The organism is Chryseobacterium sp. FP211-J200, from assembly GCF_001643375.1.
Taxonomy (GTDB): Bacteria; Bacteroidota; Bacteroidia; order Flavobacteriales; family Weeksellaceae; genus Epilithonimonas; species Epilithonimonas ginsengisoli.
Window position 1 is genome coordinate 1 of record NZ_LSHB01000017.1, and the last position, 21,060, is coordinate 21,060.

The 21,060-nt window shown below is 37.9% G+C and carries 17 protein-coding genes; 5 read left to right on the top strand and 12 right to left on the bottom strand.

What is annotated here, in order from left to right; all coding sequences use genetic code 11:
* Positions 1 to 31 precede the first annotated feature (31 nt).
* The 4 genes from carB to AXA65_RS06655 form a co-directional block, all read right to left on the bottom strand.
* Positions 32 to 3,211 carry a carbamoyl-phosphate synthase large subunit gene (carB, locus tag AXA65_RS06640; RefSeq protein WP_063969342.1) on the bottom strand — a complete coding sequence of 1,060 codons (3,180 nt, stop codon included), beginning with the start codon at positions 3,209 to 3,211 and terminating at the stop codon, positions 32 to 34.
* A gap of 22 nt (positions 3,212 to 3,233) precedes the next feature.
* Positions 3,234 to 4,859 carry a DUF262 domain-containing protein gene (locus AXA65_RS06645; RefSeq protein WP_063969343.1) on the bottom strand — a complete coding sequence of 542 codons (1,626 nt, stop codon included), beginning with the start codon at positions 4,857 to 4,859 and terminating at the stop codon, positions 3,234 to 3,236.
* Between the two features lie 91 nt (positions 4,860 to 4,950).
* Positions 4,951 to 6,030, bottom strand: a complete 1,080-nt coding sequence (gene carA / locus AXA65_RS06650) for a glutamine-hydrolyzing carbamoyl-phosphate synthase small subunit (protein WP_063969344.1) — start codon at positions 6,028 to 6,030, stop codon at positions 4,951 to 4,953.
* Between the two features lie 98 nt (positions 6,031 to 6,128).
* Positions 6,129 to 7,031 carry an aspartate carbamoyltransferase catalytic subunit gene (locus AXA65_RS06655; RefSeq protein WP_063969345.1) on the bottom strand — a complete coding sequence of 301 codons (903 nt, stop codon included), beginning with the start codon at positions 7,029 to 7,031 and terminating at the stop codon, positions 6,129 to 6,131.
* A gap of 253 nt (positions 7,032 to 7,284) precedes the next feature.
* Here AXA65_RS06655 and AXA65_RS06660 point away from each other — a divergent pair, with 253 nt between their 5' ends.
* On the top strand, positions 7,285 to 7,746 hold the full coding sequence (locus AXA65_RS06660; RefSeq protein ID WP_063969346.1) for an Lrp/AsnC family transcriptional regulator: 462 nt from the start codon (positions 7,285 to 7,287) through the stop codon (positions 7,744 to 7,746).
* 152 nt (positions 7,747 to 7,898) lie between these two features.
* Here AXA65_RS06660 and argH read toward each other — a convergent pair whose 3' ends face one another.
* From argH to AXA65_RS06700, 8 genes are all read right to left on the bottom strand, one after another.
* Entirely contained in the window at positions 7,899 to 9,203 is a 1,305-nt protein-coding gene (gene argH, locus AXA65_RS06665) for an argininosuccinate lyase (protein WP_063969347.1), read from the bottom strand.
* Between the two features lie 323 nt (positions 9,204 to 9,526).
* A complete protein-coding gene (locus AXA65_RS06670; RefSeq protein ID WP_063969348.1) occupies positions 9,527 to 10,609 on the bottom strand; it encodes a M20 family metallo-hydrolase in 1,083 nt (360 codons plus the stop codon).
* Entirely contained in the window at positions 10,584 to 11,375 is a 792-nt protein-coding gene (gene argB / locus AXA65_RS06675) for an acetylglutamate kinase (RefSeq protein WP_063969349.1), read from the bottom strand. Before argB ends, AXA65_RS06670 begins: the two co-directional genes overlap by 26 nt.
* 89 nt (positions 11,376 to 11,464) lie before the next feature.
* On the bottom strand, positions 11,465 to 12,418 hold the full coding sequence (locus AXA65_RS06680; RefSeq protein ID WP_086048099.1) for an acetylornithine carbamoyltransferase: 954 nt from the start codon (positions 12,416 to 12,418) through the stop codon (positions 11,465 to 11,467).
* Between the two features lie 126 nt (positions 12,419 to 12,544).
* Positions 12,545 to 13,708: an aspartate aminotransferase family protein gene (locus AXA65_RS06685; RefSeq protein WP_063969351.1), complete on the bottom strand. Its 1,164-nt coding sequence runs from the start codon at positions 13,706 to 13,708 to the stop codon at positions 12,545 to 12,547.
* A 127-nt stretch (positions 13,709 to 13,835) separates the two neighbouring features.
* Positions 13,836 to 14,801, bottom strand: coding sequence for an N-acetyl-gamma-glutamyl-phosphate reductase (argC, locus tag AXA65_RS06690; RefSeq protein ID WP_063969352.1), 966 nt, complete (start codon positions 14,799 to 14,801; stop codon positions 13,836 to 13,838).
* A gap of 321 nt (positions 14,802 to 15,122) precedes the next feature.
* A complete protein-coding gene (locus tag AXA65_RS06695; RefSeq protein WP_063969353.1) occupies positions 15,123 to 16,316 on the bottom strand; it encodes an argininosuccinate synthase in 1,194 nt (397 codons plus the stop codon).
* Positions 16,309 to 16,887 (bottom strand): GNAT family N-acetyltransferase, encoded by a 579-nt coding sequence (locus AXA65_RS06700; RefSeq protein WP_117590501.1) that lies wholly within the window; start codon positions 16,885 to 16,887, stop codon positions 16,309 to 16,311. The genes AXA65_RS06695 and AXA65_RS06700 overlap by 8 nt, the downstream gene beginning before the upstream one ends.
* A 179-nt stretch (positions 16,888 to 17,066) precedes the next feature.
* Between AXA65_RS06700 and AXA65_RS06705 the strand changes: the two genes are divergently transcribed.
* From AXA65_RS06705 to AXA65_RS06720, 4 genes are all read left to right on the top strand, one after another.
* Complete coding sequence (locus AXA65_RS06705; protein ID WP_063969354.1) at positions 17,067 to 17,483, top strand: helix-turn-helix domain-containing protein; 417 nt, start codon at positions 17,067 to 17,069, stop codon at positions 17,481 to 17,483.
* 167 nt (positions 17,484 to 17,650) lie between these two features.
* Positions 17,651 to 19,030: a hypothetical protein gene (locus tag AXA65_RS06710; RefSeq protein WP_063969355.1), complete on the top strand. Its 1,380-nt coding sequence runs from the start codon at positions 17,651 to 17,653 to the stop codon at positions 19,028 to 19,030.
* A gap of 27 nt (positions 19,031 to 19,057) precedes the next feature.
* Positions 19,058 to 20,638: an MFS transporter gene (locus AXA65_RS06715; RefSeq protein ID WP_063969356.1), complete on the top strand. Its 1,581-nt coding sequence runs from the start codon at positions 19,058 to 19,060 to the stop codon at positions 20,636 to 20,638.
* 122 nt (positions 20,639 to 20,760) lie between these two features.
* The gene (locus AXA65_RS06720) at positions 20,761 to 20,988 is read left to right on the top strand and encodes a DUF6814 family protein (RefSeq protein ID WP_063969357.1); all 228 of its coding nucleotides are present in this window, start codon (positions 20,761 to 20,763) and stop codon (positions 20,986 to 20,988) included.
* Positions 20,989 to 21,060 lie beyond the last annotated feature (72 nt).

Here is a 21,060-nt window from a genome sequence, read left to right on the forward strand (position 1 = left end):
AACGCTTTATTTATTATATTTAATCCTAAAACTACATCGCTTCCATCTTAAAAGTCATACTCTCAATGACTTTCAAAATCGCTTCGACCGTATCCATAGATGTCAGACAAGGAACGCCGTTTTCCACGCTCATTCTTCTGATTTGGAAACCATCTCTTTCGGCTTGTTTTCCTTTCGTCGTCGTATTGACAACGTATTGGACTTTTCCTTTTTGGATCAAATCGATCAAATTGACATCTTCCTCTCCGATCTTGTAACCGATTTTAGTTGGAATTCCTTTTTCCTCGAAATACTTCGCTGTCCCTTCCGTAGCCCAAATTCTGAAACCAATGGTATGGAATCTTCTCGCAATTTCAGACGCTTCTTCTTTGTCCTGATCTGCAACCGTGAACAAGATGGAACCGTGCGTCGGCACTTTTCTACCAGCGCCGATCAAACCTTTGTACAAGGCTTTTTCGAAGGTTGAATCTTTCCCCATCACTTCTCCAGTAGATTTCATTTCTGGACCTAATTGGATATCCACTTTCGTCAATTTGCTGAAAGAGAAAACCGGAACTTTCACGAAGATGCCTTCCTTATTCGGAATCAATCCTGAAGTGTAACCAAGGTCTTTCAATTTTGCGCCGAGGATTGCTTTGGTTGCAAGATTTGCCATAGGAACATCCGTGATTTTGGATAGGAAAGGAACGGTTCTGGACGAACGAGGATTCACTTCTATCACAAAAACTTCACCTTTGGAAATCACGTATTGAATATTCATTAATCCAATCACATTCAATCCTGTCGCTAATCTGATGGTATAATCTTCTAAAGTTTTGATTTGAGTTTCCGTCAAATGTTGTGGCGGATAAACCGCGATTGAATCTCCGGAATGGACACCTGCTCTTTCGATGTGTTCCATAATTCCTGGAATGACAACCGTTTCGCCATCGCAGATTGCATCCACTTCCACTTCCTGACCAGTCAAATATCGGTCAATCAAAACAGGCTGGTCTGGGCTGGCTTCCACTGCATTTTCCATATAATGCGCCAATTCTTTTTCGGTGTAAACGATTTCCATCGCACGTCCACCCAAAACATAACTCGGGCGAACCAAAACCGGATAACCAATTTCGTTGGCAATCACAATCGCTTCTTCTTTTGAAGTCGAAGTTTTCCCCAATGGTTGCGGAATCCCGAGTTCCTGAAGTGCTTTCTCAAATTTATCTCTGTTCTCAGCTCTGTCAAGGTCTTCTAGTGAAGTTCCCAAGATTTGAACGCCGTGTGCTGCTAATTTATCCGCTAAATTGATGGCTGTTTGTCCTCCAAACTGAACCACAACACCTTTTGGTTTTTCGAGTTCTATGATGTTCATCACGTCTTCTTCTGCTAAAGGTTCGAAGTATAATTTGTCAGCAATCGAGAAATCTGTAGAAACAGTCTCCGGATTATTATTGATGATAATCGCCTCGTAACCCATCTGCTGGATTGCCCAAACCGAATGAACCGTCGCGTAATCGAACTCGACACCCTGCCCAATTCTGATTGGACCTGAACCTAGAACGATGATTTTCTCTTTATCAGAAATCACACTTTCGTTTTCCTCCTCGTAAGTTCCGTAGAAATAAGGTGTTTCAGATTCAAATTCTGCGGCGCAAGTATCAACCATTTTGTAAACCGGCATCACACCGTTTTCTTTTCTGAAATTGAAAACTTCACGCTGCGTTGTCTCCCAAAGATGAGCGATATTAAGGTCGGCAAAACCTAATTTCTTAGCTTCGATAAGCGTTTCTTTATCGAATTTGTTATCTGCAATTGTCTTTTCGAAATCAAATAACTTCTTGATTTTCCAGATGAAGAATTTATCGATTTTGCTCCATTCTACAATTTGTTCCCAATCATAACCTCTTCGCAAAGCGTCGCCGATGATGAACAATCTCTCGTCATCACAAACTCTTATTCTTCTTTCGATTTCCTCGTCGGTAAGTGCTAAAGCCTGTTTTGTTTTCAATCCCAAATGGCGAAGTCCGGTTTCCAAAGAACGGATGGCTTTGTGCAAAGACTCTTCGAAGTTTCTTCCGATGGCCATTACTTCTCCAGTCGCTTTCATTTGCGTTGACAATCTTCTGTCAGCCGTTTCAAACTTATCGAAAGGGAATCTTGGGAACTTGGTCACGACATAATCTAAAGCCGGCTCGAAACAAGCGTACGAAGTTCCGGTGACAGGATTTTTGATTTCGTCCAATGTCAATCCAACGGCGATTTTAGCTGCAATTTTAGCAATCGGATAACCAGTTGCTTTACTTGCCAAAGCCGATGAACGCGAAACTCTTGGATTTACCTCGATGATATAATATTGGTAAGAATGTGGGTCGAGAGCGAGCTGAACGTTGCAACCACCTTCGATTCCCAGAGCCCGGATGATTTTGAGTGATGCATTTCTCAGCATCTGATATTCTCTGTCAGAAAGCGTTTGCGAAGGCGCCACAACAATGGAATCTCCGGTGTGAACACCAACTGGGTCGATGTTTTCCATATTACAAACCACGATGGCGTTGTCGTTTTTGTCACGCATCACTTCGTACTCGATTTCTTTGAAACCTGCAATGGATTTCTCAATCAGACATTGTGTTACTGGAGAATATTTCAATCCCAACTCTGCAATTTCACGAAGTTCAGTTTCTGTGGCAGCAATTCCACCGCCTGTTCCGCCCATCGTAAAAGCGGGACGAACAATCACCGGGTAACCGATTCTGTCAGCAAAAGCTACGGCGCCATCAACGGTTGTTACGATGTCGGAATCTGGAACCGGCTCGTTCAATTCGTGCATCAATTCGCGGAAAAGGTCTCTGTCTTCGGCTTGGTTTATGGCGTCTAATTTGGTTCCTAGAACTTCCACCTTACATTCTTCCAGGATTCCGGATTTCTGCAATTCCACGGCCATATTAAGTCCGGTTTGTCCACCCAAAGTTGGCAACAAGGCATCCGGACGTTCTTTTCTGATAATTCTGGAAACAAATTCCAGAGAAATCGGTTCGATATAAACTTTGTCGGCAATCTCCTTGTCCGTCATTATCGTTGCCGGATTGGAATTGATAAGAATCACGCTGTAACCTTCCTCTCTCAAAGAAAGGCAAGCCTGTGTTCCCGAATAATCAAATTCCGCAGCCTGGCCAATGATGATGGGACCTGAGCCGATTACTAAAATTGTTTTTATGTCTGTTCTTTTCATTTTTTTTATTAGATATAGGTTTTTAAATTGACCAAATTTTATTTGCACAATCCATCAAATAGTTTTGTCTTTTGGAAACAACTTCTAAATTCCACTCAGATTCATTGCATATTTCCTTTGTAATGTCAAAAGAAACTTTTTCACTATTTTTAAGGTAAATATCTTTTTTCTTATCAAAATCGTAATTTTGAGCTTGAGCATTTTTTCGACCACTCAAAAGAACAAGATTTCCAATTTTGTGAACATTTTCAAAAATTTGTTGTGAATTAAATCTATTAGTCCAATATTCTGAATTTGCTTTTTGAGGTAGCACGTGCTCAATAGAAATTACTCCTGAATATGTTTTGAAAACTGAATCGTCTTGTATTGAGTTTTCTAATCTTAATAAAACTCCTTTTGCATAAGACATTCCATACAAATTAGAATTTAGAATACTGAAAAATTCTTCATTATTAGCGTGTTCTAAAATTTTATTTATAATTTCTTCTTTATTAGAATGTTTAATTATTTGATTGATAACATTATAATATACCGTGTTTCTTTGAGCTCTTCCAAGTCTTCTAATCCAATTCTGATAAGTGATTTTTTCAATTAAAAGGGCAAAATCTACAAACTCGTAATCTTTTACAGGATTATCCAAAAATGATAATAAAGTTGGAATCCATTCATCATAACTAACATTTTGTAGTGAATTAATTATTTTCCTTAAATTATTTTCTTCAAATAAATTATTTTTAATTTTTACATAGTTTTGTGCAGAGGATATAAGTTTTTTACAAAAATCCTCAGCAGATAAATTTGGATTATTTTTAAAATATTCCTCATATTCCTTATATAAATCATTTTGAGCCTTATTACCTTTAATAGCAGTTCTATAATGACTTAAAAAATAGTCAAGGTTTCTAATTTTTATTAAATCTTCAAGGTCATTCCACAACTTTTCAATCCTTGCTTGTTCATTTTGATTTTTGCACTTTCCAAACAAGAAATTTTTCAGCAAGTCTGCATTAGACAATGCTAAACCTCTCGCATTCAAAACAGTAAACAATCTATACGCTGATTCGAAGCTCTCAGTCTTAACCAAAACAACAAAAACATTTTGCAATAAATAGTTTGCATATTTTTTCAAATATGCTTCATCAAAGCCAGATAATAAAGCTTCGATTGTATCTAGATTATTTAAAAATCTACTTTGAGTTTCTGATAAAGATGAAGAAGTACTTTTATCAAATTTTTTATTTAGTAAAATATAATCATAGAAAAAATTCTCATCTTGATTTCGAACTATTAATCGAGGTTGCTCTGGTTCATCAGTTAAAAGATTAATTGGTAAAATTTTCTTTTGAATTTCCGATTTTGCAGATTCATTTGTAATCAAGTTTCTTAAACCAGCAAAAATCAAAGTTAAGGTTGTTAATCTTTGTTGCCCATCTACAACTTCAAACTGTTTATCTTCTTTATTTTTATCAATTGTAATTATTGAACCAATAAAATATTCTTTAACACCATTTTCCAATGCTTCAAGAACATCATTAATTAAATCACTTACATTATCTTGATTCCAAGAATATGGTCTTTGATAATTTGGAATTTCATAAATATTTTGATTTGCAAAAATATCTTGTAGTTTTCTTTCTTCTGCTTTCATAGTTGTTATTAACTTTGAAAAATACTGATTATATATAATTTGATAAATGCTTCATTATTTCGTTGAGATTTATAGCGAATGAAAATACTATTTAATTTTTCTTCTTAAAACCCTCCATTAATTCAATAAAATCATCAAATAGATAATTCGCATCTTCCGGGCCTGGACTTGCTTCCGGGTGGTATTGAACTGAGAAACAAGGATGGATTTTGTGCTTCAAACCTTCGTTGGTTCTGTCGTTCAATGCGATGTGTGTTTCGATTAAGTCTGTATCTTTCAAAGATTCCTGGTCGATTGCGTAACCGTGATTTTGGGAAGTAATCGCCACTTTATTTTTTTCTAAATCCAAAACCGGATGATTGCCACCTCTGTGACCGAATTTTAGTTTGTAAGTTTTTGCGCCACAAGCCAAACCAATCAATTGATGTCCTAAACAAATCCCGAAAATCGGCACTTTCCCAAGCAATCCATTAATCAATTCTGATGCACCTTTCACATCTTCCGGGTCGCCAGGACCGTTGGAAAGCATTATGCCGTCTGGGTCCATCAATAAAATTTCTTCTGCTGTCGTGTCCTGTGAAACCACGATGATGTCGCAATTTCTTTGAGACAATTCGCGGATGATTCCCAATTTGGAACCGAAATCTACCAACACCACTTTGAAGCCTCTTCCTGGACTTGCATACGAAGTTTTTGTGGAAACAGATTCTACCTGGTTGATTGGGAAAGTTGTTTGTTTAAGCTCTTCAACCGTTTGATTATCATCAGTTTCTGCATTTACGATTTTTCCTTTCACAACACCTTTGTTACGAAGAATTCTCGTCAGTCTTCTGGTGTCAATTCCTGAGATTCCGGATAGATTTTTCTTTTTGAAAAGTTCGTCCAAAGTCATTTGAGTTCGGAAGTTGGAAGGCAAATCGCACAATTCTTTGACAATCAAACCTTTGATTGCTGGTTCGATGCTTTCGTAATCGTCGCGGTTGATGCCGTAATTTCCGATTAAAGGATACGTCATACAAACGATTTGTCCGCAATAACTTGGGTCGGAAATCAATTCCTGATAACCCGTCATTCCTGTGTTGAAAACCACTTCGCCAGCAGTTTCCTGTTCTGCTCCGAATCCTACCCCATTGAATACTTCTCCGGATTCTAATATTAATTTCTTTTTCATTTTTTATTTTTATTGTACAATGTAAAACGTATGATGTACAAAGACTTATTTTAAATTTTTACTCAAAAAAAACACGCCCGAAAAGCGTGAATTAATTTTTAATTTTTGGAGTCGACAAATTCGAATCCTTTATTCTCAAGGTCAAATTTAAGGATCGCCATTCTTGCAAAAACGCCGTTCTGCATTTGTTTGAAGATTCTGGACCTTTCACATTCTACCAATTCGGAATCAATTTCCACACCTCTGTTGATTGGTGCCGGATGCATAATGATTGCGTTTGGTTTCATTTTCTTTTCTCTTTCCTTGGTCAAACCGAATTTCTTAAGATAATCTTCAGACTTGAAGTTGAAAGTTCTCTCGTGACGCTCGTGCTGGATTCTTAGCAACATCAAAACATCCACTTCCTTTACCAAATCATCGAACTGCATATAAGTTCCGTTCACCAACATTCCTTCGTCAAACCAGAATTCTGGTCCCGAGAAATAGACTTTTGCGCCCATTCTCCTGAACAATCCTGCGCCTGAGTTTGCAACCCGGCTGTGTTTCACATCACCGACGATTCCAATTTTCAAACCTTCAATCTTTCCGAATTCCTGAATAATGGTCAAAGCGTCCAAAAGTGCCTGTGAAGGATGACTTCCAACGCCGTCGCCAGCATTTACGATACTTAATTTAGCATCCTGAAGCTGGTCATAATATCTTTTTTCAGAATGTCTGATAACTGCCACTTCCACGCCGATAGCTTCCAGAGTTTTAATCGTATCAAGCATCGTTTCACCTTTTGCGATGGAGCTTTTATCAGCTTCAAAATCGATGACATGAAGTCCAAGTTTCTTCTCAGCTACTTCAAAACTTGTTTTGGTTCTGGTGCTATTCTCAAAAAAGAGGTTCGCGGCGAAAACATCACCTTTAATTTTGCTGACTTTACCATCTGCAAACTGCTGTGCTTCCTGTAAAATTTTCTCTATACTCTCCGTGGAGACGCGTGCAAGCTTAATCATATCTGAAATTTTTAAATAAAAAAAACGAAGCCTAAAAGACTTCGTTAAATATAAAAAATATTGTTGTTGTCGGCAAATTTGCCAAACACTAATGTCGCTAAATTCTGTACCAGATTCATTGGGTGCAAAGATACCAATAATTTCGATATGATGAAATCTTATTCATACTTTTTTGTAATAAATCAATGAACTTCTGCGCTTAAAATTTCTCCAGTCAAATATTTTCTTTACTTTTGAAAGAATTGACATTATTATGAGTTTGGACAAAAAAGACAAATTAATTCTCTCGCTTCTTCAGGAAGATTCTACGCTATCGGTAAAGGAAATTTCCGAAAAAATCGGACTGACTTTCACGCCGACCTACGAGCGTATCAAAAACCTTGAAAAAAGCGGCGTCGTAGAAAAATATGTCGCCCTACTCAACCGTGAAAAACTCGGAATCAACATCGTTGTTTACTGTAATGTCCGCCTCAAAGAACAATCTCAAACGACACTGAAAGAATTTGAAAATTACATTTCAAAATATGATGAAGTTCAGGAAATCATCAGTCTTTCCGGCGAATATGATTATCAATTGAAAATCTTAGCAAACGACATTTATTCCTACAACAACTTCGCTGTGAATGTGATTTCAAACAGTCCTCACATCGGGCAATATCACAGTTCTATCGTTTTGGCTGAAGTGAAAAAATCAACCAAATTTAAGTTGGATTAAAGTTTTTTAATCGCAAAGGCGCGAAAGGTTTAAAAAGTAGTCCTGCTGAAAGTCGCAAAAGAAAACCTTCGATTTACATCATTCCAATTAACTTAAAACTTTGCGGCTTAAAACATCAAGTTTAATTAAATCTTGCGCCTTTGCGATATTTTTCAACCCAATAATTTATCTCTCATTTTATTGAATTGATATTCGATTTCGTCGAGGCAAAGGTTTCCCAAACTGCCTTGATGAGAATGGTTAAGCTCTTTATAGTCATATTCAAACAAGCTATTGTCAATTTCCTGACCGATTTGGATGTAAGCATCTCGGAATGATTTTCCATTCTTCACTTCTTCGTTGATTTTCTCCACGCTGAAGATATATTTGTATTTTTCGTCATCCAAAATATTATTTTTCACTTCGATATTTGGAAGCGTATAAATCAGGATTTCGAGACATTCTTTCAAAGAATCGATGGCTGGGAAAAGGATTTCTTTCGTCAATTGCAAATCTCTGTGATAACCTGAAGGCAAATTATTCGTCACCAAAACCAATTCGTTTGGCAAAGCCTGAATTCGGTTGCATCTCGCTCTTACCAATTCGAAAATATCCGGATTTTTTTTGTGTGGCATAATGCTGCTTCCAGTCGTAAATTCCTTCGGAAAGCTGATGAAATCAAAGTTCTGACTTAAATAAAGACAAACATCGTAAGAGAATTTGCCTAAAGTTCCAGCCAAAACCGACAATGAATTGGCCAATAATTTTTCTGATTTCCCACGTGTCATTTGCGCGTAAACCACATTATGATTCAATGTTCTGAAACCGAGTTTGTAAGTCGTACTTTCTCTGTCAATCGGGAACGACGAACCGTAGCCAGCGGCCGAGCCTAATGGATTTTTATTAATGATATTCTTTGTTGCAAACAGCAATTCCAAATCGTCAACCAAAGATTCCGCATATGCGCCAAACCACAACCCGAATGATGACGGCATCGCCACTTGCAAATGCGTGTAACCGGGCAACAAAACGTCTTTATGAAGATTGGCTTTGTCTTTCAGGATTTGAAAAAATGAATCGGTCAGTTCTGTGATTTCTCTGATTTCGTCAATTAGATACAATTTGATATCTGTCAAAACCTGGTCGTTTCTTGACCTTGCTGTATGGATTTTCTTACCAGTTTCGCCCAATTTTTCGATGAGGATATTTTCGATTTGGGAATGGATGTCTTCTGCAGTTTTATCGATTTCGAAAGTTTCTTTTTCGATTTCAGAAAGAACTTCTTCCAAAACTGCCACAATTGCCTGCTCTTCATCCAGTCGAATCAATCCAACTTCTGCGAGCATTTTTGCGTGGGCGATGGAGCCCAACACATCGTATTTTGCCAATCTGTCGTCAAAATCCAGGTCTTTCCCGACCGTGAATTTTGTAACCAAATCATTGTTTGTCGTATTGTCTTTTTGCCAGATTTTTTTCATTTTAATAATTTTTAAACGCAAAGCGCGCAAAGATTTTTTGATTTTTATTGAAAATATTTTAAGGTTCGCAAAGGCGCTGACGCTCAGCCAAGATTAAATAATCTTCAAGTGTTTTTGTCATTCCGTAGGAATCTCGACTGTTTAGATTCCTACGGAATGACAAACTTTGTGTTTATAACCTTCTCTTGTTTTATGCTGAATCTGCAGCCCGACTTGAGCGGAAATCCTTTTTTGCTTGTACTCAAGTTCTATTTAAACTGAAATCGTGAGCAAAAAAGATTGGGAGCGGAAGGCGGAAAAGCTGCCAAAATCTTTAAAATTTATTACAATATTTTCTCTAATATTTTGATGTAAACATCGATGCCTTCTCGGATTTCGTCGATGTAAATAAATTCGTCCGCGGTGTGGGAACGTAAGCTGTCGCCGGGTCCCAACTTGACCGATGTGCACGGAATAATCGCCTGGTCCGAGGAAGTCGGCGAACCGTAAGTTGTCCTGCCCAACGCCAATCCAGCCTGAACGAATGGATGGTTGACATCGATTTTTGAGGAATTGAGACGGAAAGACCTCGGTGTCAGTTTTGATTTCATCTGCGACTGGATGATTTCGAAAACTTCGCGATTCGTATATTCGTCTGTCACACGGACATCCAATGTGAAATTGCATTTTTCGGGAACCACATTATGTTGCGTTCCTGCGTTGAGAACTGACAAAGTCACTTTCACTTCGCCCAAATAATCTGAAACTTTCGGGAATTTGAAATAGAGGATATTTTGCAAATCCTTCATACATTTCACAATCGCATTATCATCGTTCGGATGTGCGGCGTGAGAAGGTGTTCCCAGCATTTCGCCATCGATGACGAGCAAACCTTTTTCTGCAATTGCGAGATTCATTTTTGTAGGCTCTCCGACGATTGCCAATTCTACGTTCGGAAGTTGTGGAAACAAGGCTTCGATGCCGTCAAGACCTGAGATTTCTTCTTCCGCCGTCAATGCTATGACGAGATTGTGCGACAAATCTTCGGCTTCATAAAAATAAAGAAACGTTTGCGCCATCGCCACCAAAGATGCGCCCGCATCGTTGCTTCCCAAACCGAATAATTTGCCGTCTTTTTCCACTGGAATGAACGGGTCCAAAGTGTATGCTTTGTTTGGTTTTACTGTGTCGTGGTGCGTGTTGAGGAGAATCGATGGTTTGCCGGCATCAAAATGTTTGTTGGTTGCCCAGATGTTATTTTTGAATCGGTTGACCGTCAATTGATGCTCATTGAAAAAACCTTCTATGATAAGTGAAGCGTTGTATTCGTCGCGGCTCATAGATGGTGTTGCAATGAGTTTTTTCAATAATTTGACGGCGTTTTCCGCAAGTTCTTCTCTACTAAAGACAGATTTTAGTTCCTTCATTTCCTTGTTTTATTTGGTCTGACAGTTTTTTCTCGTTAATCAAAGACACTTTCTGAACGCCGTTTTCTTTGGCCTTGAAAGCATTTTCTAGTTTTGGCAAAATTCCTTTGTGGAGTTTTCCTTGTGATTTTAATTCTGAAAATTCATTTTTATTAATGGTTTTAAGATTTGAATTTTCGTCTTCCACATTTTCCAAAACCCCGTTTTTATCAAAGCAGAATAACAATTCTGTCTCGAAATTTTTTGACAAAGCCTGAGCAATAGTTCCGGCAATCGTGTCTGCGTTGGTGTTTAACAGATTTCCTTTTTTATCGTGAGTGATTGCAGAAAACACCGGAACCAAGCCCAGATTTATCATATTTGTAATCAATTCCTGATTGATACTTTTTTCATTAATATCGCCAACAAATCCAAAATTAATGGTTGGATGCTGGCGTTTTTCAGCTTGAATTAAATTCCCATCTGCACCAGAAAACCCCATCGCATTGCAATTGAAACTCTGCAATTTTGCCACAATATTTTTGTTGATTCTTCCCGCGTAAACCATTGTCACGAGCTTCAAAGTTTTCTTGTTGGTAATCCTGCGACCATCAATCATCGTCTGCGTGATTTTCAGTTTTTCCGCCAAAGTTTCTGCAATCTTTCCACCGCCGTGAATCAGGATTTTGGCGCCTTCGATTTGAGAAAACTGCTGGAGAAAAACTTTCAATGATTTTTTGTCATCGATTAAAGCGCCTCCGATTTTTATGATATGTAGTTTTTGCATTTTATTTTAACGCAAAGAGCGCTAAGTTTTTTTAATTCGATGTTTTTTAAGTTCGCAAAGAAGTAAAACTCATCAAAGATTTCTAATTTTTAATTTAATCCATCCAAAATTTCAGAAAAAACCACTTGAGCAGAAAAGATTCTGTTTTTTGCTTGTTGATAGATGATTGAGTTTTCGCCATCCATCACTTCGTCACTCAATTCAAGATTTCTACGGACTGGAAGGCAATGCATCACTTTTGCATCGTTTGTCAATTCTAATTTTTCATTGGTCAGCATCCAGTTTTCTTCAACTTTCGGCATCGCCGTATAATCTTCAAACGACGACCAGTTTTTCACGTACACAAAATCTGCATCTTTCAACGCTTCATCCTGATTGTGAATTACTTTCGTATCTTTTGTGAAATTTTTATCAAAATCATAACCTTCCGGATTGGCAATCACGAAATCAACGTCCATTTGTTGCATCCATTCTGTGAATGAATTTCCGACAGCTTGCGCAATCGGTTTGATGTGAGGCGCCCAAGTCAAAACGACTTTTGGCTTTCTGTTTTCTGTCCAATTTTCTGTGATTGTGATGCAATCAGCAAGACTTTGCAACGGATGACGCGTTGCAGATTCCAAAGAAACCACAGGAACTTTGGCGTGTTTCAAAAACTGACTTAGAATACTTTCGTTCACGTCGTCTTCTTTGCTTTTCATTCCTGCGAAACATCTTACAGCAATGATATCACAATATTGATTCAGAACCTCGATGGCGTCTTTGATGTGTTCAACCGTGTCGCCGTTCATCACCGTTCCATCAGCGAATTCCAGATTCCAGGCTTCTTGTGCGGCGTTGAGCGTTAGGACATTTAATCCTAAATTTTGAGCCGCAATTTGGGAACTCAATCTTGTTCTAAGACTTGAATTGAGGAAAACCAAACCAATCGTTTTTCCATTTCCTTTGGTTGGATTTCCTAATGGATTTTCTTTTATTTTTAAGGCTTTTGCAATGATAGTTTGCAAATTATCTATATCGTAAACCGAAGTGAAATTTTTCATTTTCTTTATTTTTATCGCAAAGGCGCAAAATTTATTTTTAATTCAATGCTTGTAAGTCGCAAATGAAAAAGCAGTCAAAATTTGCGACTTATAACATTGCAATTACTTACTTCTTACGCCTTTGCGTTATTTTAATTCTAATATTTTCGCATCAATTGCTTTCAAAGTTTTTTCTAAAGCATTGATGAACAAATCGGATTCTTTTTCCGAAATATTGAGCGCCGGTAAGATCCGAAGAACATTCTTATCATTGGCATTTCCAGTGAAAATAAAATGTTCAAACAGCAATTCTTTCCTGACATCTGCGCAAGCTTGGTCAAGCTCAATTCCAATCATCAGACCGCGCCTTTTGATGTTCTTGATGTGAGGGAAATTTTTAATTTTCTCTTCGATGTACGCGCCGATTTTTTCTGAATTATCAATCAGATTTTCCTTCTCAATCACTTCTAAAACTGCAATTCCAGCCACGCAAGCCAAATGATTTCCGCCAAATGTAGTTCCCAATAATCCGTAACTCGCCTTGAATTTTGGACTAATCAGAACACCGCCAATCGGGAAGCCATTTCCCATTCCTTTCGCAACCGTGATTAAATCTGGTTTGATGTCAAATTCCTGATGCGCAAAGAATTTTCCGGAACGTCCGTAACCAGACTGAACTTCATCTAAAATCAAAACCGCATTATTTTCTTTGCAAAGTTTTTCAATCGTTAAAATAAAATCTTTCTCCAACAAATTAATTCCGCCAACACCCTGAATGCCTTCAACAATCACAGCTGAAATTTGGTTCTCATTTTCGACAAAAATATTTTCCAGTTCTTCAAAATTATTGAATTCGCATTTGATAAAATTCTCAGATTCGTTGACTGGCGCGACGATTTTCGGATTGTCTGTCACAGCAACAGCGGCGGAAGTTCGGCCGTGGAAAGCTTCGGAAAAATAAATCACTTTCTTTTTTCCGTTGTGGAATGAAGCCAGTTTCAAAGCATTTTCATTTGCTTCTGCTCCGGAATTGCATAAAAACAACGAATAATCGTCGTAACCTGATAATTTTCCTAATTTATCAGCCAATTCGGTTTGTAAATTATTCTGAACCGAATTGGAATAAAAACTAATTTTATCCAATTGATTTTTCATTTTCCCAACATAATGCGGATGGTTGTGACCGATGGAAATCACAGCGTGACCACCATAAAAATCAAGGTATTCTTGGCCGTTTTCATCCCAAAGGAAAGAACCCTCGGCTTTAACAGGATTGATGTTGAAAAGTGGATATACGTTGAATAAATTCATAATTTTTATAAATGATAATCGATAAATGATTATTGATAAATTTTAAAAAACGCTTCGACTCCGCTCAGCGTGACAGCTCTAATATTAAACGTTGTCAGTCTGAGGCTCTCGAAGAATTTTATTATTTTTAAAACGCAATTGATTTTAAGTTTAATCCTAAATTTTGTTCCCAGCCGTTGGCGATATTCATATTTTGAACAGCTTGTCCCGATGCACCCTTCAGAAGATTATCGATTGCAGAATGAACTGCTATTTTGTTTCCTTGTTTTTCGATTTGGATGACGCAGAAATTGGTATTTACCACCTGCTTCATATCAATCGGTTTCTCTGAAACTTTCACAACAAGCGAATCTTTGTAGAAGTCTTTATATAAAGTGTAAATCTTTTCCAAATCCAAATGACATTCGATGATAGAACTTGTAAAAATCCCTCTTGCAAAATCCCCGCGCCACGGCACAAAGTTGAGTTCAACTTCTTTGTCATTAAGTAAATTGACTTGTTTTAAAATCTCGTCTACGTGTTGGTGATTCAAAGTTTTGTATGCGGAAATATTGTCATTTCGCCAAGTGAAATGGGTTGTCGGTTGCAAAGATTGTCCTGCTCCAGTTGACCCTGTAATTCCAGTTGTGTAAATATCTTTCAACAGATTTTCCTTTGCTAAAGGCAATAACGCTAATTGAATTGCAGTTGCAAAACATCCCGGATTCGCAATGCTTTTTGAATTCTGAATTTCATTAAAATAAATCTCAGGCAAACCATAAACAAAATTTCTATTTCCGAAATTGCCACCAAGACGGAAATCATTTCCTAAATCGATAACCAAAGTTTCTTCTGAAACTGGATTTTCATTCAGCCAGTTTTGACTTTCTTTGTGAGGAAGGCAAAGGAAAAGAATATCAGTTTCTGAAATTTCGTTCGTCAAAACCAAATCGCAAATCGAGTCCAAATCCGGATATAATTCTGAAATTTTCACTCCGGAATTGGAACGACTGAACAAAAACTTTAATTCTGTATTTGGATGGAATGCGAGCAAACGAACGAGTTCGCTTCCTGTGTATCCATTGGCTCCGATGATTCCGACTGATTTTTTCATATTTTTAACGCAAAGAGCGCAAAGTTTTTTTTGTAATTATTGAAAATATTTTAAGTCCGCAAAGAGCTAAACCTTAAAGTTCTTTTGTCATTCCGTAGGAATCTCAATAGCGATGGTTAGATTCCTACGGAATGACAAAATTGTGTTTTTTATGTTGACAAACTGTTCTACACTGAATCTGCAGCCCGGCTTGAACGGAAATCCTTTTTTGCGTGTACTCAAGTTCTACTTAAACTGAAATCGTCTTGCAAAAAAGATTGACTTCGTCGAACCACTTCGTTCGGTTTGGGAGTGGAAGACGGAAAAGCTGCCCAAAATATTCTAATTCAATTTGTTGACCTGATGATAAATATTTAGCGAGTTGCTGAGGATTTTGGTAAAACCTTTGACATCGTCTCCGCTCCAAGCCAGATTTTCTTCGCCGTAACTTCCAAATTTTGAATACATTAAATCGTTTTCAGACTCGATTCCGTTTAAAACAAAACGGTATGGATGAAGCGTGATAAATACTTTTCCGTTGACCGTTTTTTGGGAATCCTGCAAAAATGATTCGATACTCCTCATCACCGGGTCAAGAAAAAGTGCTTCGTGAAGCCAGTTTCCGTACCAATCCGACAATTGCGATTTGATGGTCTGCTGGTATTTGGAAAGTGTGTGTTTTTCCAAAAGATGATGCGTTTTGATGATAATTGATGCGGCAGCAGCCTCGAAACCGACACGGCCTTTTATCCCGACGATCGTGTCTCCAACGTGGATATCACGACCAATCCCGTACGGTGAAGCCAATTCTTCAATCTTCTGAATCGCCAAAACAGGATGAGAAAAAGTCTCGCCATTAATGGAAATTAGTTCTCCATTTTTGAATTCGATTTCTAATTGAGAAACCTCACTTTTTTCAACTTGCGAAGGAAAAGCATCTTCAGGAAGATTGTATCGTGAAGTCAAAGTTTCCTTTCCGCCGACAGAAGTTCCCCAAAGTCCTTTGTTGATTGAATATTTGGCTTTGTCAAAATCCATTTCGTAGTTGTGGTCTTTCAGGAATTGGATTTCGTCTTCACGCGACAAACTTAAATCTCTAATTGGCGTGATGATCTCGATTTTTGGACACATCACCTGGAAAATCAAGTCAAAACGAACCTGGTCATTTCCAGCGCCTGTACTTCCGTGCGCAATTGCATCAGCTCCGATTTCCAAAGCAGCTTCGGCAATCGTCTGCGCCTGAATCGTTCTTTCTGCACTGACTGACAATGGATAAGTGTTGTTTTTTAAGACGTTACCGAAAATCAAATACTTGACACAATCGTTATAATATTTCTCCGAAGCATCCACAAACCTGTAAGAAGCAACGCCTAATTTTTCCGCTTTTTCTTTAAGAGAAACCTCATCATTTTTATCAAAACCACCTGTATTGACAGTCACTGCGTGGACTTCGTAACCCAAAGTCTCACTCAGATATTTTGCACAGTAGGATGTATCCAATCCGCCGCTGAAGGCCAAAACTACTTTCTTACTCATTGTCTTTATTTATAGATTCAAAATCTTTTTCTTTATTCATATTTACCTTTTCCGGGACGAAAAGCATTGCTGTGCAGAGACAGTTTTTACGTTCCTTCATCATCAGAATTTCATAATTCACACAGTTTTTGCAACCGTTCCAAAATTGTTCATCTTGGGTCAATTCTGAATAAATCACTGGTTTGTAACCTAAACTGCTGTTGATTTTCATCACGGCCATTCCGGTTGTGAGGCCGAAAATCTTTGCATTTGGATATTTCTCTCTGGAAAGTTCGAAGATTCTTTCTTTAATCAAAGTGGCTAATCCGGCGTTTCTGAATTGTGGCGAAACAATCAATCCAGAATTGGCGACATATTCTCCGTTTGTCCAGGTTTCTATGTAGCAGAAGCCTGCCCAGGTTCCATTTTCGTCGATGGCGATGATGGAATTACCTTCCGAGATTTTTTTGCCCAGATATTCGGAGGAACGTTTTGCGATGCCGGTTCCTCTCTTTTTCGCAGAATCCTCCATTTCGTTTCGGATCTCTTCCACATACACTAAATGTTTCTCTGAAGAAACTTCTAATTTCATTGATATTATCTAATTAAGTCGCAAATTTAAATACATTTATCTTTATTAACCAAATTAAAAAGATAATTTTATCTGTTAAATAAATTTTAACAACAATATTATCTTTAACCAAATATTAAATATTGCTAAATTATTATACATTTGCTAAATTATTATACATTTGCTAAAAAGGTATAGGTATGGAAAATCAATGTCCTAAATGCAACAATGACAAAGTCTCAAAAAGCGGAATTATCAAAGGAAAACAGAGATTCTACTGTAAAAATTGCCACTATAACTTCACGGTCAAGAAATTGGGAAAACAAATTGATGATTACTATGTAACCAAAGCTTTACAACTTTATCTTGAAGGATTGAGCTATCGTGAAATAGAAAGAATCATCGGCGTTTCTCATGTCAGCATCAGTTCTTGGATCAAGAAATATAACATTACGCGACCACCCCATTCTGAGTTCCATCCGGTTTATAAAGTACTGAAGCAAAATGAATTGATAGACTACATTTCTCAGGAAAATAATCTTCAAAACTCAGGATTAATTATTACGCAATTTGCTGATAAGTACATGTTGATCAAGTGGGAAAGGTTCAAAAAATAAATGATAATTGATAAATAACAAATGATTAGAAGAATCTCTTATCATCTATCATTCATCAATTATAAATAAAACTATATACTTTCCATTAATATATATTAAATTTTTGTAAACAAAATATTAATAACAATTTGGCAATCACAAAATAAACACCAAATTCTTATTAATTTATGAAGAAAATTCTAACTTTTATAGGTTTATTACTTTTTAGTACCAGCCTATATTCGCAAGGATCGCCTGATTATGGAAATGGTTTGAAATTAAATCTCAATCCGGAAGGCGATAAGTATGTGAGATTTATTCTTTGGAACCAGATCTGGTTGAGAAATACGGAAATGAATCCAGGAACAATGATTGCTGACGAAGCCACAAAAAATTCCTGGAATATCGGAAACCGACGACTGAGAGCACTGGCTTACGCACAGATTACCAAAAGATATATGGTTTTGATGCATTTCGGAATCAATAACCAGACCTTTATCAACGGTGGTGGATCTGGATCTACAGGGACTGGCGGTTATGGAAACGGTAAAAAGCCACAAATGTTTTTCCACGACGCCTGGAATGAGTACGCTGTGGTTCTGCCTGGTGAAGCGGGAAAATTCAGTTTATCCATTGGAGCCGGACTGCATTATTATATGGGACTATCCAGGATGACAATGGCTTCTACCTTAAATTTCCTCACCGTAGACTCTCCAATATTCACCTGGCCATTGATCGACAATTCTGATCAGTTTGCCAGACAAATGGGAATGTTTGCAAAAGGAAAATATGGAAAGTTTGAATACCGATTTAGTTTAAACAAACCATTCGCAACCAATCTTGCGCCAGTTGATGTAACAAATCCAGCTGCAAGAGTTGCCGTTGACAATAACGGAAATCCGGAATTCTCCAAAGCCGGTTATGTGGAATATCAATTCCTTGACTCGGAATCCAATCTTTTGCCTTTCAAAGTGGGTTCTTATCTGGGAACTAAAAAAGTTTTCAATCTGGGTGCCGGTTTTTATCATCAGAAAGATGGGACACGAACGTCTGTCAACTCACAAATCGAAAAACACGACATCGCACTTTACGCCATCGATGCATTCGCTGACCTGCCTTTAGGAAACGCCAAAAATAAAATGGCACTTTCCGCTTACGCAGGATTCTACAATTATAATTTCGGACCGAATTATCTGAGAAATCTTGGAATAATGAACGTTGGTTCCAACGACCCGAATTTCATCGGCGATAAAGCAATTGCAGGCGCAGGAAATCTTCAGCCGATGATTGGAAGCGGAAATATTTATTATCTGCAAGCCGGATTATTATTGCCAAGCAATGCCGACAAACCAAAAATCAGAATTCAGCCTTTTGCAGCTTATACGAATAAAAACTTCAAAGCTTTGGAGAATTCTTCTTCTCAGTTTGATGTTGGAGCTAACTGGTTTATCGATGGTCATCACGCCAAATTGACGACGCAATATTCTACCAGACCAACCTACACAAGTGCGTCTGCAGAACCAAAATCTAAGGGCGAATTCATCCTTCAATTCCAAATCTATCTATAACCGTTTAACATCAAATCTTAATATAAAATGAGCGATTCAAATCACGAACAGTACGAAAACCTGAGCGACAAGCAGAAAAACCGCACCATCTGGAGCGTGATTATGGCTTCGTCCCTCGGAACCCTTATCGAATGGTATGATTTCTATATCTTCGGAAGTCTGGCAGTTGTTTTGGCGACGAAATTCTTTCCGGCTGATAATCCGACAGCAGCCTTTTTATCGACCTTAGCAACATTTGCAGCAGGATTTGTCGTAAGGCCTTTCGGAGCGTTGTTCTTCGGAAGATTGGGTGATTTGATTGGAAGAAAATACACATTCCTAGTAACACTTCTTATTATGGGATTCTCGACATTCCTCATCGGATGTATCCCAAGTTATGAGACCATTGGCTTTATGGCGCCGGTTTTAGTTTTAATCCTTAGACTTTTACAAGGTTTAGCACTTGGTGGCGAATATGGTGGTGCAGCGACTTACGTTGCGGAATATGCACAACCTCACAGACGTGGTTACTGGACTTCCTGGATTCAGACTACGGCGACTGCGGGATTATTTATTTCATTAATTGTAATCCTTATTACCAAATCATCTCTTTCTGCGGAAGATTTTGATAATTGGGGTTGGAGAGTTCCGTTCTGGATTTCGATTTTAATGGTTGTCGTTTCTTATTTCATCAGAAAAAATATGAAGGAATCGCCACTTTTTGCAAAAGCTAAAAGCGAAGGAAAAACTTCTACCAATCCATTGAAAGAAAGTTTTGGAAACAAATTCAATTTCAAATTTGTATTGCTTGCACTTTTTGGAGCAGCTATGGGACAAGGTGTCATCTGGTACACAGGGCAATTCTACGCGATGAGTTTTATGCAGAAAGTAATGACGATTGACACGACACAAGTTGATACTTTGATGGCCATAGCCCTTTTACTCGGAACACCGTTCTTCGTATTTTTCGGTTGGTTGTCTGATAAAATCGGACGAAAAGCCGTGATGATGACCGGAATGCTGGTTGCAATTTTAGCTTACAGACCGATTTACAGTGCGATGTTCAACTCGGTTGACACAAAAACCAAAGAGATCTCCGCCAACGGAATCACTGAGAAAAGAACTTCGAAAGTTCACGCAAAAATTACGACCGACAGTCTCGTGACTTTCCATAAAGAGATTGCTTATACAGATGGAACTTTATTCAAAAAAGACAGTATTGTGCATTGGTCAGCGGCCGGTCCCGTGATGAAAGACGGAAAAGCTGAAGAACCGAAAGTGACCTCATCTGTCAAAATCAATGATGATACGAAATGGTATCTGGTCTTCCTCGTTTTCATTCAGGTCATCTTCGTGACGATGGTTTATGGTCCGATTGCGGCGTTTCTTGTTGAGATGTTTCCGGTAAGGATCCGCTACACTTCTATGTCTTTGCCTTATCACATTGGCAATGGGGTTTTTGGAGGATTGTTACCCGCAGTTGCAACCTACCTTGTGACCACAGGAAAAGATGCCGGACACGTTGGCTGGTATCTGGAAGGGCTGTGGTATCCAATTGGCGTTGCAGCGGTCTGTCTTGTCATCGGATTATTCTATCTGAAGACGAAAAACAATAATATTCACGACTAAGTGCTATTAGCAAATGGCTTTTTGCTATTGGCTTTTCAAACTATACTTTTTAGAAATTGAGACAATTTTCAATCTTAAAAGTACTTTAACCACAATAATTAATTAACTTTAAATCAAACAAAATGGACAGCATAAAAAAAATATTAGGCATCGTTTGGATATTACTTGCATTGGTCGTTCTGTATTTCGGACTGACGGTGATGGGAATTCCAAAACTGACATCAGGAAAACAGGAAGATCTGGTTTTCGGGATCATCATCGTATTCATCCTTTTGCCAATCGTTTGCGGCGGGTTGGGGATCTTCGGATACTATGCCTTGAGTGGCGAATATTCTGACGAGAAAATATAAACAAACACTAAATTATAATTTGATAATTGATGAATGACTTTGATTATTCATCAATTATCTTTTATCGATTAT